Below are 15,472 nucleotides of genomic sequence, written 5' to 3' on the forward strand. Positions count from 1 at the left end.
GAGCAGTTCTTCGGGTTGAGTCGATAGCTTATGTAAAATGGGTTTTTCCGCTTTCTGCAATTAACGGGTACTATGTGCAAGGGGCTGTAAAACCAGAAAGATAGAGTCAAAATGCGCAATAAAAACTATCTGTTATTTGTCTTTTTCTTATTCATCCCTGTTTTTTTTACGTCCTGCAAGAAGGCAGAGGAGAAACCGGCGCCTGCCGTTAAAAAGCCGGAAAAGCCCTTTCCTCCAATTACTGAGGAGAGATTGTCCCTCTGGATTGACGTTGCAGGCGATATCGGAGCCTATATCAGGAAGGTTTCCCTCAGGGAAGAGGAAGTTTATGAAAAAAGAACGCTCGTTATGATTGCTCATAGCAGTGCAAGAACAGAACTGGAGTATAGTAATATTTTCAAAAAGAGAGGGATGACGGCCCGGGAATTCTGGAATATCGTTGATGAAATGGATAAAGTTCGCAAGTACCTTGATATCAAGAAGGAAGAGCTTGAGCAGGCGAAAGAACTGGACAGACTCATCAATAGTGGCATTGATGAGGTAAAGGCGCTTCAGAAGACGTTGGAGAATGAAAAATCTTTAGAAAGAAAAAAGTCTATTGCGAAGACTGTCAGGGCCATGAAAGAGAAGATCAGTGAGTTCAGGAGTTACAAGGCTAATATTTCTCCTGAAGCTGTTAAAATTGATCCATTTCTACTGAATTTATGGAAGAATTATAAACAAAAATATGAAACTGCGCTTGCAGCTATGTGGAAAAGGACTTCCGCTGGTCCCGTGCGCAAAAGTTATGAACACAGGTAATGGAGGATATTAAAAATGAGTAATGTAAAAAAAGTGGCTGTACTTCCGGGAGACGGGATCGGCCCTGAAATAATAGCCGAAGCGATCAAGGTCCTTGGTGTTGTCAGCAAAAAAAAGGGAGTGCAATTTGAATTTACGGAAGGACTGATTGGTGGCGCTGCCATCGATGCAACGGGTGGTCCATTTCCTGATGAAACGAAAGAACTCGTTCAGTCATCAGATGCCGTTCTTTTAGGCGCCGTCGGCGGTCCCCGGTGGGAGAACCTCGATTACTCCATCCGGCCTGAAAGGGCGCTTCTGGGGCTGAGAGCAATTCTCGGCGCCTTTGCCAACTTAAGGCCTGCAAAGATCTATGATGCCCTTGCCGATGCCTCGACGCTTAAGCGGGAGGTTATCGAAGGTATCGATATCATGGTGGTAAGAGAACTTACGGGAGGTATTTACTTCGGTCAGCCCAAAGGTGTGGAAACGCTTCCCGGCGGTGGCAAAAAAGGTTTTAATACGCTTACCTATACGACGCCTGAAATTGAGCGTATAGCAAGGGTCGCCTTTGAAGTGGCGGGAAAAAGAGGGAAAAAAGTTTGCTCCGTGGACAAGGCAAATGTTCTCGAATGTACCGAACTCTGGAGAGAAGTGGTTACTAATGTGCATAAAGATTATTCGCATATTGAACTCAGCCATATGTATGTCGACAATGCGGCAATGCAGCTGATCAGATATCCGGCGCAGTTTGATGTTATTGTGACAACCAACATGTTTGGAGATATTCTGTCTGATGAGGCGTCTATGCTGACCGGGTCCATCGGTATGCTTCCTTCGGCCAGTATCGGCGGTGAAATTGGTATTTTTGAGCCTATTCACGGCAGCGCGCCTGACATTGCCGGCCAGGGAAAGGCAAACCCTATTGCAACAATCATGTCTGCTGCAATGATGGTAAAATATGCCTTTGGCATGGATGATGTTTACGATGATATTGATTCTGCTATTGTAAGAATTCTCGATAAGGGCTACAGAACGCCTGATATTATGCAGGAAGGCTCCAAATCGGCGGGTTGTAAGGAAATGGGCGATCTTATTGTAGCGGAACTGGAAAATTCATAAATGAAAGGTATGACAATGAAGCGATGTATTTATCTTTTTCTAATTATCTTTTTATTCTCTTTGCTGACGGCATGTTCCGCCAAACATGGACTCATGCATGAACCTGTGAGTGGAGAGCCTGCCCGAGATGATAGAGCCGAACTGAAACTGCCTGCGCCTGTGAAGGTCAAGCAGAAGGCGATGATGCGGCAGCATCTCAATAGAGTTAGTGAAATTACGAAGGCGCTCGCTGAAAATGATCTTGACAGGGCCGGTGAACTTTCAAAAAAACTTGGCTGGAGTCCCGAAGAGGAAAAAAAGTGCTCTACCGTGAGTAATGTGACAGGAGAGCCTGATTTCCTTACACTCGGCATGGCGCTTCATAAAAAAGCGGATGAGCTTGTAGCCGCAGCAGGAGCGGGTGATAGAGACAAGGCGCTGCTGCACCTTTCCGAGCTGATTGTTAACTGCAATAATTGTCATTACAGGTTCAGGCATTAATCCTGATTACTCCAATCTATTTATTAAAAAAGGGGGGAATGGAGTATGTCTCTCCAGCGGGCATTAACGAATACCCCGGCATGTAAATCAATGTAAGGCCCCGATGAACTATTTTCATCGGGGCATATCAATAAATACTCACCTGCTGCAGACCAAAAATGGTTCGCATTGCTGCTCACAAGATAAGTTATTTAAACTTATCTGATGCTGGACCTTGTTCTTTTTTTTGTGTTAGACTGATAACTATAAAGAAATTTAAGGAGAGTAAAAGTGGGAGAAGAACTACCCTTTGATGAATCTGAAAGTGCAACCCTTAACTCTCTTAAGAGTGAAGTTCCTCCGCTGTTCAAGGTTTTAATGCATAATGATCATTATACAACCATGGAGTTTGTTGTAAAAGCGCTTGAACAGGTATTTCGCAAATCGCAAACGGAAGCGAATCGAATTATGCTTAACGTACACCTTAAGGGAAAAGGGCTATGTGGAATCTATCCCTTTGAAATAGCTGAAACAAAAGCAGAAAAGGTTCACTCTATGGCGGCGGAAGAAGGTTTCCCTCTCCGTTGTTCCGTAGAGGAGGCTTAAGGAGAAAATCGTTATGTTCAGCCAGGAACTGCAGATTACCTTTTCTCTCGCTGTAAGCGAAGCCAAAAGACGCCATCATGAATATTTGACGCTGGAGCACTTTCTCTACGCCTCCATTCATGATGATTCCGGCATTGATGTTATCATTTCATGCGGTGGTGATGTGGAAGTGCTGAGGGAAATGCTGGAAGACTTTTTTGATAATCATCTTGAAACCCTTCCTGATGACAAGGAGTATATGCCGGAGCAGACAATGAGTTTGCAGCGGGTGATCCAGAAAACCGTTCTTCATTTGCAGTCTTCCGGCAAGGAAGAGATAGAGATCGGCGATATGATCGCGGCCATGATGGAAGAGAAGAACTCTCATGCCGTTCATTTTCTGGAAAATCAGGGCATTAGCAGGCTCGATGTGCTTAACCACATTTCTCACGGCCTTATCAAGATGACCGGTGAGCAGAATGATCCTGATCCCTTCCCTCTTAAAAAAGATACCCAAAAAACGCGAAAATCGAATGAATGGGACCCGCTTGGCGTATTTACCGTCAATCTGGTAGATAGAGCTGACGAAGGAAAGATTGATCCTCTCATCGGCAGAGACAGAGAACTTGAACGTACCATACAGGTTCTGTGCAGACGACGGAAGAATAATCCTATCTATGTGGGTGAACCCGGTGTGGGTAAAACCGCCCTTGCCGAGGGGCTGGCCCTCATGATCAGTGAGGACAGAGTGCCCGATGAACTGAGAGAATCAAATATCTACTCTCTTGATATGGGAGCGCTTCTTGCCGGTACAAAGTTCAGGGGGGATTTTGAGGAGCGTCTCAAGGCCGTAATCAAGGCCCTCCAGAAGGATACGGGAGCCATTCTCTTTATTGATGAAATTCATACCATTGTCGGCGCAGGCGCCGTAAGCGGCGGTTCTATGGATGCCTCTAATGTGCTCAAACCATTGCTGGCTTCGGGAGAGGTTCGCTGCATCGGTTCGACAACCTATGAAGAGTTCAGAAACTTTTTTGAAAAGGACAGAGCCCTTTCGAGGCGTTTTCAAAAGATCGATGTGCCCGAACCCACCATTGAAGAAACCATAGAAATATTGAAAGGCCTTAAGTCTAAATACGAAGAGCATCATGGTGTTAAGTACAGTGATGATTCCTTAAAGGCTGCCGCCGAACTTTCTGCGCGTCATATCGGTCAAAGGCATCTTCCTGATAAGGCCATCGACGTAATCGATGAAGCAGGGGCATTTCATAAGCTCTATTCGAAGCGAAGCAAAAGAGTTAATATGAAGGATATAGAGTCTGTTATTGCCAAAATGGCCCGCATTCCTTCAAAAAGGGTATCGAGATCTGATAAAAAAGACCTCAGGTCGCTTGAAAAGAATATTAAGCGAAAAGTATTCGGACAAGACGAAGCCATTAATTCGCTCTGCCGTTCCATTCTCCGTTCAAGGGCAGGGCTCGGTAATCCCGATAAGCCTGTCGGTTCCTTCCTCTTTACAGGGCCGACGGGTGTGGGGAAAACAGAAGTTGCAAAGCAGCTTGCCCTCAATATGGGCGTCGAATTTATCCGCTTCGATATGAGTGAGTACATGGAGAAACATTCTGTTTCCAGATTGATAGGCGCTCCTCCCGGATACGTCGGCTTCGAGCAGGGGGGGCTTCTTACGGAGTCGCTTCAAAAGCATCCTTATGCCGTTTTGCTTCTTGACGAGATAGAAAAGGCCCATATTGATCTCTTCAATATTTTACTTCAGGTGATGGACCACGGAACGTTGACCGACAATAACGGTAAAAAAGCCGACTTCAGGAATATTATTCTTATTATGACTTCCAATGTAGGGGCCAGGGAGATGAGCGCTACCCCCATCGGTTTTGGCAATCCCGTTGCCGGGAGCAACAGCCAGGCGGTAGAGCGTAACTTCTCTCCTGAATTCAGAAATCGTCTCGACGGCATCATTGCCTTTGATTCCCTCTCTGAAAAGGTGATGGAGAGTGTGGTAGACAAGTTTATGGCAGAGCTTGCAATGCGCATTGAAGAGAGCAATGTAACGATTACGCTTTCTCCTTCGGCCAAAAGGCATCTTGCCGGAAAAGGATACGACCCGGCCTATGGCGCAAGGCCTCTGGCAAGACTCATAGAAACCTCCATTAGCGATGTTATCTCCAGGGAAATTCTATTCGGCAAACTGCAAAACGGGGGCTCTGTAAAGGTCGGCCTTAAGGGTGAGACTTTTAGCTTTAGCTATAATTGATCGTCCATTCTCTTATTTTCCGGGAACCTGCCGTCAGAAAGAGCGCATCTTATTTAAATGCCTGTATATCAACTCATAGATGAGATCATCTTTCCTCCCCAGTCGCATGCAGAACCGAACGGTCTTCTCGCTATAGGCGGAGATCTTTCCGTCGAACGCCTTCTTCTTGCCTACTCTTCCGGTATCTTCCCATGGTTTAACGCCGATGATCCTATACTCTGGTGGACACCTGATCCCCGGTTTGTCATTGTTCCTTCTGAAATCAGTGTTTCAAGAAGCCTTGAAAAAGTTTTAAAAAAGGGGAAGTTTGCCGTAACTGTAAACAAGGCCTTTAATGACGTAATCAAATCCTGCGCCCAGGTCAGGACAGAGGGAGGCGAAGGGACCTGGATAACAAAGGAGATGATAAGGGCCTATTGCAAACTGCATGAGATGGGTTTTGCCCACTCCATAGAGAGCTGGTATGAAGGTAAGCTGGCGGGGGGCCTTTATGGACTGTGTCTCGGCAAATGCTTTTTTGGTGAATCCATGTTTCATACTGTTACAGACGCATCGAAGGCGGCCTTTGTATCCATGGTCAGGGCCCTTGAAAAGAGAAAATTCCATTTAATCGATTGCCAGATGCCGACAGAACATTTGAAAAGCTTTGGAGCCAGGGGAATCAGGCGAAATGAGTTTCTTGACAGGCTCATTAAAGGGGGAGTATTTCCCTCAGGAGAACAGTGTCCCGTTGATTTTGGTATTTTTAATGACCATTGATGGCTGTGCTCAAATCATGGTTTTTCAATTAATATAGCCCGCGCCGGAGCACCGTCAATGCCACTGATCTTCAAGGGCAGGCAGACAAGCTCATAGCTTCCCGGCTCAATACCACTCAGATTCAGCCCTTCAACAATAATTACGTCATTGCCTAATAGCGCCTTATGCGTGGGAATACCGTTGTTGAAAGGAGCGACGGAAAGATAATCTATGCCGATGAGGCCTATCCCCCGGGAAACCAGCCAGTGGGCGCCATCTTCAGTTATTGCCGTAAAATCTTTACGGAACTCACTTTCATTCTCTGACCAGAATTGAGAGTTCTTTGTCAGAAAAAGTACTCTTTTCGTTTTCCGGGGGATGGAAAGCTTTTCAAGTGACCGGGCCGTGATGGATTCAAATCCTCTGGCATCGACAACGAGGGCCGGTCCTGTAAGAAGATTCAGGTCGAGATTGTCTGCTTCCCTTCCTTCAGCAATAAAGTGTGATGGCGCATCAACATGAGTGCCTGTATGAGAGCCCATATAGATTTGACTAACTGTGGAGGCATCCCCCTTTGAGAGATGGCTTAATTGAGAAATCTCAACCTTGCCGTCTCCCGGCCAGACGATCATTGATTCAGAAATGGGAATCGATATGTCGTATATTTTTCGTTGAGCCATATATTACCTCAAAAATGATATGCCCTTGTTGTTTCAGGGTTAGAGGCCAAATTTTTTCCTGATCATATCTGCAATGCTATGAGGTGTTTGAGCAATATGAACGGTCAATGCGTAACGGGGTTCTTCCAGCGCCTCAAACTGACTTGAAAGCAGGGCTGCATCAAAAAAATGTTTTTTTCTTTCTCTGAGCCTTTTCTCGATCATTTCACGAGTTCCTTTCAGGTAGACCAGTTTAATATCTCTATCGGCGGAAAGAAGAACCTTCCTGTAAGATTCCTTTAGTGCCGAACAGGCAATGATGGCTGATGTCTCTTTTTTTGCCAAATCCATAATACGCTTCCTGATGGACTCAAGCCAGGGCATACGGTCTCTATCCGTAAGCGGCACACCCTTTCTCATTTTTTCTATGTTGGAAGGCAGGTGCAGGTCATCACCGTCAATAAATTGCCAATGAAGCTTTGCAGCGAGTGTCTTCCCTATTGCAGTCTTTCCCGATCCGGAAACACCCATTATTATAATTGTCATATAGGCACTTTAATGAAGACAATCAATTTTGCAGGAAAAAGCGCGGCGCCGGCTTAAATAAAAAAATTGCCCCCCCCCACACACAGACGCAACTCTCCCGACTATGGTATAAATGGGGGCTCCGGTCTCTACACTTATACCCTGCTGCATGTGGGAGGGTGAATGACTAATTTTTGCGTATAATCTTTGACGATATGCTTGCTATGATCTTATAGAAACAAAAGGATAATCCTGCTTTTTGTCTTAAGTTACTTCTTTAGCATAGATAAAAGTCTTGAAAGGGTTTCCTTTAACGCTTTCCGTTCTACGATCATATCGACCATACCGTGTTCGAGAAGGTATTCGGCTTTCTGGAATCCTTCGGGAAGGGGCTGACGTATGGTCTGCTCAATAACTCTGGGACCGGCAAAGCCTATCATCGATTTCGGTTCAGCAATAATAATGTCTCCCAGCATGGCAAAGCTGGCCGTAACACCACCATAGGTGGGATCAGTGAGGACGGAGATAAATGGAATGCCTGCATTTTTCAGTTTTGCAAGGGCGGCGCTGGTTTTAGCCATCTGCATGAGCGAATAAATACCTTCCTGCATCCTGGCTCCGCCGGAAGAAGAAAATACGATGACGCCTTTATTCTTCGCCAGGCCTTTTTCAATGGCCATTGTAATTTTTTCGCCGACTACTGATCCCATACTGCCTCCCATGAAGCCGAACTCGAAGATGGCTGCAATGGCGGGAGTACCGTTTATGTTCCCTTCCACCAGATCAATGGCATCTTTGCGTTTCGTTTTTTTCTGGGCCTCTTTTACTCTGTCCGTATATTTCTTCGAGTCCCTGAATTTGAGAGGGTCCACCGGTTCAAGTTCTGACGCAAATAAGGAAAAAGAGCCCTCATCCATGATCATTTCCATTCTTTTTTTTGCGGAGATACGAAAATGATAGTTGCATTTGGGGCAGACGTTGAGGTTCTTCTCTATCTCTTTTTTATAAATGATTTCCCCGCAGCCGTTACATTTAAGCCAGAGTCCTGCCGGCATCTGGACTTTCTTGTTTTCAACTTTTAGTTTTGGGGCTTTACTTATTTTAAACCATGCCATAGCTTATTGCGTTCCCGTATTTTAGAATATGAATGTTTGATTTAATTCGAGGATGGATATATTACTGTTTTTAATGGCCCTTATCTCTTCTTTCAGGGTATCCAGATAATTCGGTTTCATATGGTAAACATAAATGCAGGTGTCTGCCTTTCCCTTTAGTTTGCCAAGTTCAGACGCAAGCATTTTGGGAGTAAGGTGGCCACTTAGTTGCGCAAGCTCAACCATACTGTCGGGAAAAGAAGTTTCAATGAAAATACCTTTAAGGTTATCTGTTTTACTCAGCGCCTGCCATATTTCTTCCGTATCCCGCGTATCCCCCAGGATGGCTACAGAACTTCCGTTTTCAGTGAAAATATAGCCCAGAGTAGGAACAACATGGTTCAACTTTATTGCAGTAACCGTCGTGCCGTTAATTTGAAAGGGCTTGCCGACTTCAATCTCTTTGAAATTAATGACCGGATTTTCAGGTGTCGGGATTTTCGAAAAATCGGGCCATATGCTGTTATTAAAAAGGTGCTCTTTTAAAATAGCGATAACTTCACCGGAACTGATGACGTTTATCCGGCCGGGATTGCTTCCGATAATATTATCGGCAAGAAGAGGAATATCTTTTATATGATCCAGGTGAGAATGGGTGACAAGAATATCTCTGATACCTCTTTGCTCATGAGGTGTTAATATTGAAGTGACGGCGCCGGCATCAATAAGCGTCGAGTCATTGAGCATAAAACATGATGTTTTAAAGCCGGGCAGTTCTGCGCCATAGCATCCAAGAACTTTAATCTGCATATTGATCCTTATGAGAAGCTTATCCCCTTAAACCGGCTTCTATCCCTCTCCAAACTGCTCTTTTAGAGCAAGAAAATCAAGGAATTTTCTTAGTTTGATAACATCCGCTATGATGATACTGTCTCCCCCGACACTGATCAATCCGGCCTTGATAATTTTATTTAATATTTCAGTAACCTTTTCCTGTTCAAGCCCCGTTTTTGTGGACAGGTCGGATACGGTGATCTTGACCTTTACTCCTTTGTCGGTATTTTCTCCTTCATTGTCTGCAAGTTTGGCAAGGGTGCTCACAACCTTGGTGTTGTTGTCCTTTATCATGAGATTTTCGATCTGTTCGTCAGCCTGCTTCAATCTTTGAGCCAGCTTTTTAATCATTCTCAAGGCAATTTCAGAATTACCCTTTATCATGGCTTCGAATGTTTTGGGATCTATGACGAGAAGTTTGCTGTCTTCTTCAACAACGGCCGATGCCGTCCGTGGTTCATTGTTTAAAATAGCCATTTCACCGAAAAACTCGCCTGCCGGGAGAATAGCCAGTGTTTTTTCAATTTTCCCTACTTTTTTTGTGATCTTTACCTTACCGCTATGAATAACGTACATTTGGTTCCCTGATTCACCATCCTTGAAAAGAACGGTGCCTGCCGGGACGGTTTTCCCAAATTTTTGAATAAGAAGATTATCGGTTCCCATCAGCTTACCCTCCACTAAAAATAAATTGTTTCATAAAGTAAAATTCTCCTGCCCTTACATCCCCTGCAGTTTACCGCCTGGCAAAGTGCCCCATTATAATGTTTCCGACAGATAATCTCCAAGTATTCTCGTGTCCTCTTCAAAGCTGGCAGGGGTATGCCGCATTCCCAGCTTAATGGAATTTACAAAATCCCTGACGCTGTTTATCATGGAATCACTGTCCACGTTTTCTTCGATGAGTTTTACAATGGCGCTCCCTATAACCACACCGTCTGCCGCCGCACCGGCTATGGCCGCCTGTTTCGCGTTAGAGATGCCGAATCCCACTGCCACCGGTTTAGACGTTGCCTCCTTGATCTTGTCAACCATGGGTTTAACAGAACTGCTTAAACTTTCCCTCGTGCCTGTTACACCTTTTAAGGAGACATAATAGATGAATCCCCTTGATTTAGCGGAAATTAATGAAATACGTTTATCGTTACTTGTCGGCGCAAGAAGAAAAACAAGGTCCAGGCCTTCCTTGCGGGACTGCTTAATGAGCGGCTTGCACTCCTCCGGCGGCAGGTCGGGAATAATGACGCCGTCAACACCGGCTCTTAAAGCGTCGGTAACAAAAGAACGCTCATCATAATTATATATTATATTGTAATAGGTCATTAAGACGATTGGAATGGAAGATTTTTCTCTTACCCTGTTGACCAGGTTAAAGACCTTCATAAGATTGGTTTTTGAAGCAAGGGCCCTTTCCGATGCTCTCTGAATGACGGGACCGTCAGCAAGCGGGTCAGAAAAAGGAACGCCAAGCTCTATAATATCCGCGCCGCCCTCTTCCAGGGCATAGATCAGCTGTTCCGTTGCCTCGATAGAAGGGTCTCCCGCCATGATGTAGGTTATAAGCGCCTTCTCATTTTGCTTTTTAAGTTGCTTAAAAGTTTTGGAAATGGCTGTCAAAGTGTTACTCCCAGTATATGGGCAACATGGTTTACATCTTTATCACCCCGTCCCGAGAGGTTGACGATGATGATTTCGTCCTTGTCCATGTCAGGGGCCACCCTGATGGCATGGGCAAGGGCGTGTGAGCTTTCGAGGGCCGGAATTATCCCTTCCTGACGGCCCAGTATTTTAAATGCATCAAGCGCATCGTCATTTGTTGCGTAGGTGTAATCGATTCTTTCCTTATCTTTATAGTAGCAGTGTTCGGGGCCGACACTGGCATAATCGAGACCTGCCGAAACAGAGTGTGTTTCCAGCACCTGGCCATCTTCGTCCTGCAAGAGGTAGCTCTTTGTTCCCTGAAGAATGCCAACGGTGCCACCGGCAAAACGGGCTGCATGCCTGCCCGAGCCGATGCCTTCACCGCCCGCCTCAACGCCGACCATTTTTACACTTTCGTCTTTCAAAAAGGGGTAGAAAAGGCCCATTGCATTACTTCCTCCGCCGACACAGGCAATGAGAAGGTCCGGCAGCCGTCCTTCTTTCTTCAATATTTGTTTTCTTGCTTCCTTGCCTATAACGGACTGGAAGTTTCTTACCATGACCGGGTAGGGATGAGGGCCGAAAACCGTCCCCATAACATAGTAGGTTTCTTCCACGTTAGTCACCCAGTCCCTGATGGCTTCATTAATGGCGTCTTTTAATGTTTTACTGCCGTTATCGACAGCGGTCACTTTGGCGCCGAGAAGCTTCATGCGAAAAACGTTAAGCGACTGCCTGCGCATGTCCTCCGTTCCCATGTAAACTTCACAGTCCAGACCGAGATAAGATGCCGCTGTTGCCGTTGCTACACCATGTTGACCTGCCCCTGTCTCTGCAATGAGCCGGTTTTTTCCCATCATTTTCGCAAGCAGGGCCTGAGAAAGGGCATTATTTATCTTGTGGGCTCCCGTATGGCAGAGATCCTCTCTTTTGAGATAGACTCTTGCTCCCCCAAGGGCCTCCGTGAGATGCTCGGCAAAATAAAGCGGCGTTTCCCTCCCAATGTAATCTGACATGCATTGCTTTAAGATCGACTTGAAATGAGAATCTTTGAGAAATTTTTTATAGGCATTTTCAAGCTCCTCAAGAGGGGCCATGAGGGTCTCTGGTACATACTTGCCTCCGTAGAGGCCGAAATGTCCGTTTCTGTCTGGTAGCAAGTGATTCATTTCCTCCTTGATGCTGACAAAAAAGTACCATATTAATTAAGTTGTTGCAAGTTAATTGTCTTTTTTCACTGCCTTATGGAAAGGGGCTAAAAAGAGGCGTAAAGACAATAATAGCAGGGCAGTGAACTCCTTGAGGGTAAATGTTTGTTGCAATGGCGTCTCATTGTGATATTACTAATATATAAGGAAGGAAATAAGAAAACATGCCCCTAATCTTTTTTATGAACTGTCGGAATATTTAGGAAGGGTTTCGTCAAATCAAAGTTTGCTAAATGCCGGATTTTAAAATATATTTTGATAAGTTAAATATTCTGTGTTAAAATCGGTCAAAATGTATAATATTTCTGTTTGTGCGGGATTTTATAAGTCAGAATAATCACTTATCACTAAATTGATATCTATCTATGTCCGGCGGGAGAGTGAAATGGAATTAAATTCTGAAGATGATATTGTAAAACAATCTTCCACTTACAGCGGTTCAGATAATCTTATTTCTCTTTCCGGCCTTTCAGACGAAATTAAGTGTCTCGCAGATGACCTCGAAAGTGTAAACGGCAAAACGGAGGTCGAATTTCTTTCCATCGGATCAAACCTCAATGATTTTTACTCACGCGTCACAGAAATTTCAACAACAGCCTCATCAAGTGCCGAGCTGATTCTGGGTAAGGAAATTGCCAGGGCCATTGGTGATTTTCAGGGACTTCAGGACAGGGTCAGCGGCTATCTCAACCGTATCAAAACGGAAATGGATCATTGCATGGTTAAATTGCGTGATATCCTCAAAATGATTAAAAGCATTAAAAATCCGGGAAAAGACCTGAAGGAAATAGCCCAGATGCTCCAGATGCTGGCCATTTCAACGAGAATAGTAACGGTCAAGTTAAGCAGGCGGGACAGCAGCTTTAATGCGCTGGCCGATAATATTAAAAGTATGTCCAAATTGATTAATTCAAAATCATCGGACATTCTGGAACAGGCAAAATCTCTGAGTTATCTTGTTAATAACGCCATTACAACGCTGCGCTCTTTAGAGGATAGACAGGCCGTGCTTGCCGGAGATATTCTGAATAATACGAGCCTCGGTCTGGGCGCCGTAAAGAACATGAAGAACAAATCAACCGATGCGGCGGGTATAACCAATGTAATCTCCGGCAGATCGTCCGAGATCTCCGGCAATTTAAGTGAAATAATGGTCTCACTTCAGTTTCATGATATAACGCACCAGAAAATAGATCAGGCTTCAGGGGCATTGAAGAGTCTGAAAGAAATGTTGAAAAAGGAGGATGCAGAGGCCGGTGATGATAAGCGCCTTGAATCACTCTCTCAGGTTTTAGGTAATTGCAGACTTCTGAAAAGTGACATTTTATCTGTCAAAAGTGAGCTTGTTACCGCCGTAGATGATATTATTAATAATTTAAGGGGAATAGCCCGAAATGTGGCCCATCTGTCGTCCGATATCGGTAATGCGGCAGGCGCCGTCAGTGAAGATTATTCGGCCTTCTGGCTTGAAATGGATCAGGTTATGTCTTCTTTTACTACATCCATAAGAGAAGATGCCGATACGAGCGGAAAACTTTCCGAGGTAATGAGCTCCGTTGCAGGGACGGTGAGCAACATCTCCTTATATGTCAGTGATATAGAAGAAATCGGTTCCGACATCAGGCTCATTGCCTTTAATGCCAGGATCAAGGCGGCCCATGTGGGTAAAGAAGGCGCCTCCGTCGGACTTCTTGCTGAAAAAATCCAGAAACTTTCCGTTGATGCCGCTATTAAAACGAGCATTATCCTTAAGACCTTAAAGGGCATTTCTACCTATGCAAAAGAACTTTCGGCTTACGAAGCGTCGGGAACCAAGATTGAAGAGGTGGGCCTTGACGATGTAGTGAGCAGACTTATCGATATATTAAATCCTCTCCATATGGTGGATGACAAGATAATCTCTCACTTAAACACTATGGATACAAACAGTAATGAACTGGTCAAGGATATTGATACGCTTATCGGCGGCATAACGGTTCATGATAAGTCATCCCGTATTTTAGGCAGCGTTGTGGAAGATATTGATGATATTGAAATGAAAATTGTCGGCTCCTGTCCCGGTGTTGAAGCGCTTCCCGTCAGTGAATTAGCGGCAGAGAAAGGTAAAGAAAAAGAGGAAGAAAAAGGCGGTGAAAATGGCCTTGGAGAGAATATAGAACTTTTTTAAAAATTCATTGCAGTTCTGGACATGTGATAAAAGTATGGGAGGCTCCCTGTGGGAATTATTATTAAAAAAAATGTTCTTACCGTTGAAGGTGAAGATCTTGACATCTATATTGCCGATGAATTAAAAACTGCCCTGCTCGACCTTTATAAAAAGGGAAAGAAAAAAGTAAGTCTTGATCTTGTAAATGTGGAGAGAATTACCACTCCCGCCGCGCAGGTGATTTTGAGCGCAAAAAAAACATTTAGTGAAGTGAAAATTATCAATGCCGGAGGTTCAATCTCCCTTGATCTGAAAAATATAGGAGTCGAACTGTGAGTAAATTCGGTAAATTCAGACACAGGCTCGGAATATTCACCCTTTTAGCCGCGCTCCTTTCCATGGCATTATCTTTCTTTTTCTCCATAAAAGGTTTTCACTACCCTCTTGTCCTGTTCCAACCGGTGATCTTTGCCGCCCTCTACGTTACCGTTTTAAAACTATACCGTTCTAAAAAGAAACGCATTTTAGAGGGAGAAAAGAAACGTTACGATATTCTTGATGGCTACATTATGAAAATAAAGGAATCGGCTGAATATGGAATTAACCTCATTCCTGTGCTCATTAAGGCCCTTGAAGGCGTTGTTGCTCAGTCGGAAGACGCCGCGCTTACCATTGGGAACAATTTTGGTAAAATTATTAAAAGCAGTAAGGATGGCGCCGAAGAAGCCGATGCCGTTGTCGATTATCTTCTCGGCAGGAATGAAGGCGGTGAAAGTGATTTTGGACCGAGCTATTTAAAGGGAATTCTTGATGAAAACAAAAATTCCCTGAAAACGGCCCTTCAGGACCTGGAAAAACTGAGCGCCGCCAATGAAAAGTTTTTAAAGGAATTTTCGAATATTTCTGATGGATTTCTTGTTGAGACCCACAATAATCTCACACATTCCATCAGCAATGTAACTGACTCGGTTAATGTGCTTTCACGTATGTATAACGATATTTCCGACGAAATCGGCGCTGTTATTATTTCACTTCAGTTCCAGGACATAACGAAGCAGAAAGTGGAACATGTTATCGCTCCCCTTTTAAAGCTCCGGGAGAAGCTTGAAAGGGTCAGCCGCATTGCAACTATTGGTGACAAGCTTATTAACGAGTGGGAAGCAAAAGACCTCGTCATTGGTGATCTCGATGAAATGTATACGATGGAGGCTGAAAGAAGAGTAATGAATGAAGTTCTCCGGCAAAATGCGGAAGAAAAGGAGAGGGCTGAAAGTAAAAAAGCCGGGGAAGAAAAAGCGGAAGAGGAAGTGGTTGAAAAGAAAGATAGTGACCTCGATGACAATGTTGAACTTTTCTAAGCTGTTATTGAAAGGGTAGGGGCACTGTGAATTGTAATAAGAATAAAAATG

The 15,472-nt window shown here is 44.5% G+C and carries 16 protein-coding genes; 9 read left to right on the forward strand and 7 right to left on the reverse strand.

Annotation, left to right across the window (positions count from 1 at the left end):
• The first annotated feature begins 111 nt into the window (after nt 1-111).
• The 6 genes from OEV42_11995 to aat all read left to right on the forward strand — a co-directional run bounded on the left by OEV42_11995 (nt 112) and on the right by aat (nt 5,977).
• Nucleotides 112-801 (forward strand): hypothetical protein, encoded by a 690-nt coding sequence (locus OEV42_11995; GenBank protein ID MDH3974992.1) that lies wholly within the window; start codon nt 112-114, stop codon nt 799-801.
• A gap of 15 nt (nt 802-816) precedes the next feature.
• Nucleotides 817-1,902: a 3-isopropylmalate dehydrogenase gene (leuB, locus tag OEV42_12000; GenBank protein ID MDH3974993.1), complete on the forward strand. Its 1,086-nt coding sequence runs from the start codon at nt 817-819 to the stop codon at nt 1,900-1,902.
• Entirely contained in the window at nt 1,903-2,382 is a 480-nt protein-coding gene (locus OEV42_12005; GenBank protein ID MDH3974994.1) for a hypothetical protein, read from the forward strand.
• Between the two features lie 270 nt (nt 2,383-2,652).
• The gene (locus tag OEV42_12010; GenBank protein ID MDH3974995.1) at nt 2,653-2,967 is read left to right on the forward strand and encodes an ATP-dependent Clp protease adaptor ClpS; all 315 of its coding nucleotides are present in this window, start codon (nt 2,653-2,655) and stop codon (nt 2,965-2,967) included.
• A 13-nt stretch (nt 2,968-2,980) separates the two neighbouring features.
• Nucleotides 2,981-5,218, forward strand: a complete 2,238-nt coding sequence (gene clpA / locus OEV42_12015; protein ID MDH3974996.1) for an ATP-dependent Clp protease ATP-binding subunit ClpA — start codon at nt 2,981-2,983, stop codon at nt 5,216-5,218.
• Between the two features lie 57 nt (nt 5,219-5,275).
• Entirely contained in the window at nt 5,276-5,977 is a 702-nt protein-coding gene (gene aat / locus OEV42_12020) for a leucyl/phenylalanyl-tRNA--protein transferase (protein MDH3974997.1), read from the forward strand.
• Between the two features lie 14 nt (nt 5,978-5,991).
• Here the strand turns inward: aat and OEV42_12025 are convergent, their stop codons facing one another.
• The 7 genes from OEV42_12025 to trpB form a co-directional block, all read right to left on the reverse strand.
• Nucleotides 5,992-6,636, reverse strand: coding sequence for a cyclase family protein (locus tag OEV42_12025; protein MDH3974998.1), 645 nt, complete (start codon nt 6,634-6,636; stop codon nt 5,992-5,994).
• 39 nt (nt 6,637-6,675) lie between these two features.
• On the reverse strand, nt 6,676-7,161 hold the full coding sequence (locus OEV42_12030; protein MDH3974999.1) for a gluconokinase: 486 nt from the start codon (nt 7,159-7,161) through the stop codon (nt 6,676-6,678).
• Nucleotides 7,162-7,409: 248 nt separating this feature from the next.
• Nucleotides 7,410-8,255: an acetyl-CoA carboxylase, carboxyltransferase subunit beta gene (gene accD, locus OEV42_12035; protein MDH3975000.1), complete on the reverse strand. Its 846-nt coding sequence runs from the start codon at nt 8,253-8,255 to the stop codon at nt 7,410-7,412.
• 21 nt (nt 8,256-8,276) lie between these two features.
• The gene (locus OEV42_12040; protein ID MDH3975001.1) at nt 8,277-9,044 is read right to left on the reverse strand and encodes a 3',5'-cyclic-nucleotide phosphodiesterase; all 768 of its coding nucleotides are present in this window, start codon (nt 9,042-9,044) and stop codon (nt 8,277-8,279) included.
• 39 nt (nt 9,045-9,083) lie between these two features.
• Nucleotides 9,084-9,734, reverse strand: a complete 651-nt coding sequence (locus OEV42_12045; GenBank protein MDH3975002.1) for a Crp/Fnr family transcriptional regulator — start codon at nt 9,732-9,734, stop codon at nt 9,084-9,086.
• Nucleotides 9,735-9,827: 93 nt separating this feature from the next.
• A complete protein-coding gene (trpA, locus tag OEV42_12050; protein ID MDH3975003.1) occupies nt 9,828-10,685 on the reverse strand; it encodes a tryptophan synthase subunit alpha in 858 nt (285 codons plus the stop codon).
• A complete protein-coding gene (gene trpB, locus OEV42_12055) occupies nt 10,682-11,878 on the reverse strand; it encodes a tryptophan synthase subunit beta (GenBank protein ID MDH3975004.1) in 1,197 nt (398 codons plus the stop codon). Before trpB ends, trpA begins: the two co-directional genes overlap by 4 nt.
• 424 nt (nt 11,879-12,302) lie before the next feature.
• On the opposite strand from trpB, the gene OEV42_12060 reads away from it, so the two are divergent.
• From OEV42_12060 to OEV42_12070, 3 genes are read left to right on the forward strand one after another with little or no spacing between them, the layout of a single operon-like run.
• Nucleotides 12,303-14,084 carry a methyl-accepting chemotaxis protein gene (locus OEV42_12060; protein MDH3975005.1) on the forward strand — a complete coding sequence of 594 codons (1,782 nt, stop codon included), beginning with the start codon at nt 12,303-12,305 and terminating at the stop codon, nt 14,082-14,084.
• A gap of 48 nt (nt 14,085-14,132) precedes the next feature.
• Nucleotides 14,133-14,399, forward strand: coding sequence for a hypothetical protein (locus OEV42_12065; GenBank protein MDH3975006.1), 267 nt, complete (start codon nt 14,133-14,135; stop codon nt 14,397-14,399).
• The gene (locus tag OEV42_12070; protein ID MDH3975007.1) at nt 14,396-15,421 is read left to right on the forward strand and encodes a hypothetical protein; all 1,026 of its coding nucleotides are present in this window, start codon (nt 14,396-14,398) and stop codon (nt 15,419-15,421) included. Before OEV42_12065 ends, OEV42_12070 begins: the two co-directional genes overlap by 4 nt.
• Nucleotides 15,422-15,472: the final 51 nt, after the last annotated feature.

The organism is Deltaproteobacteria bacterium, assembly GCA_029860075.1.
In the GTDB taxonomy this organism is placed as follows: domain Bacteria; phylum Desulfobacterota; class JADFVX01; order JADFVX01; family JADFVX01; genus JAOUBX01.

Bases quoted from the DNA above. Each gene is read 5' to 3' on its own strand.
- OEV42_11995 (MDH3974992.1), top strand. From the start codon at position 112: ATGCGCAATAAAAACTATCTGTTATTTGTCTTTTTCTTATTCATCCCT.
- leuB (MDH3974993.1), top strand. From the start codon at position 817: ATGAGTAATGTAAAAAAAGTGGCTGTACTTCCGGGAGACGGGATCGGC.
- OEV42_12005 (MDH3974994.1), top strand. From the start codon at position 1,903: ATGAAAGGTATGACAATGAAGCGATGTATTTATCTTTTTCTAATTATC.
- clpA (MDH3974996.1), top strand. From the start codon at position 2,981: ATGTTCAGCCAGGAACTGCAGATTACCTTTTCTCTCGCTGTAAGCGAA.
- aat (MDH3974997.1), top strand. From the start codon at position 5,276: ATGCCTGTATATCAACTCATAGATGAGATCATCTTTCCTCCCCAGTCG.
- OEV42_12025 (MDH3974998.1), bottom strand. From the start codon at position 6,636: ATGGCTCAACGAAAAATATACGACATATCGATTCCCATTTCTGAATCA.
- OEV42_12030 (MDH3974999.1), bottom strand. From the start codon at position 7,161: ATGACAATTATAATAATGGGTGTTTCCGGATCGGGAAAGACTGCAATA.
- accD (MDH3975000.1), bottom strand. From the start codon at position 8,255: ATGGCATGGTTTAAAATAAGTAAAGCCCCAAAACTAAAAGTTGAAAAC.
- OEV42_12040 (MDH3975001.1), bottom strand. From the start codon at position 9,044: ATGCAGATTAAAGTTCTTGGATGCTATGGCGCAGAACTGCCCGGCTTT.
- OEV42_12045 (MDH3975002.1), bottom strand. From the start codon at position 9,734: ATGGGAACCGATAATCTTCTTATTCAAAAATTTGGGAAAACCGTCCCG.
- trpB (MDH3975004.1), bottom strand. From the start codon at position 11,878: ATGAATCACTTGCTACCAGACAGAAACGGACATTTCGGCCTCTACGGA.
- OEV42_12060 (MDH3975005.1), top strand. From the start codon at position 12,303: ATGGAATTAAATTCTGAAGATGATATTGTAAAACAATCTTCCACTTAC.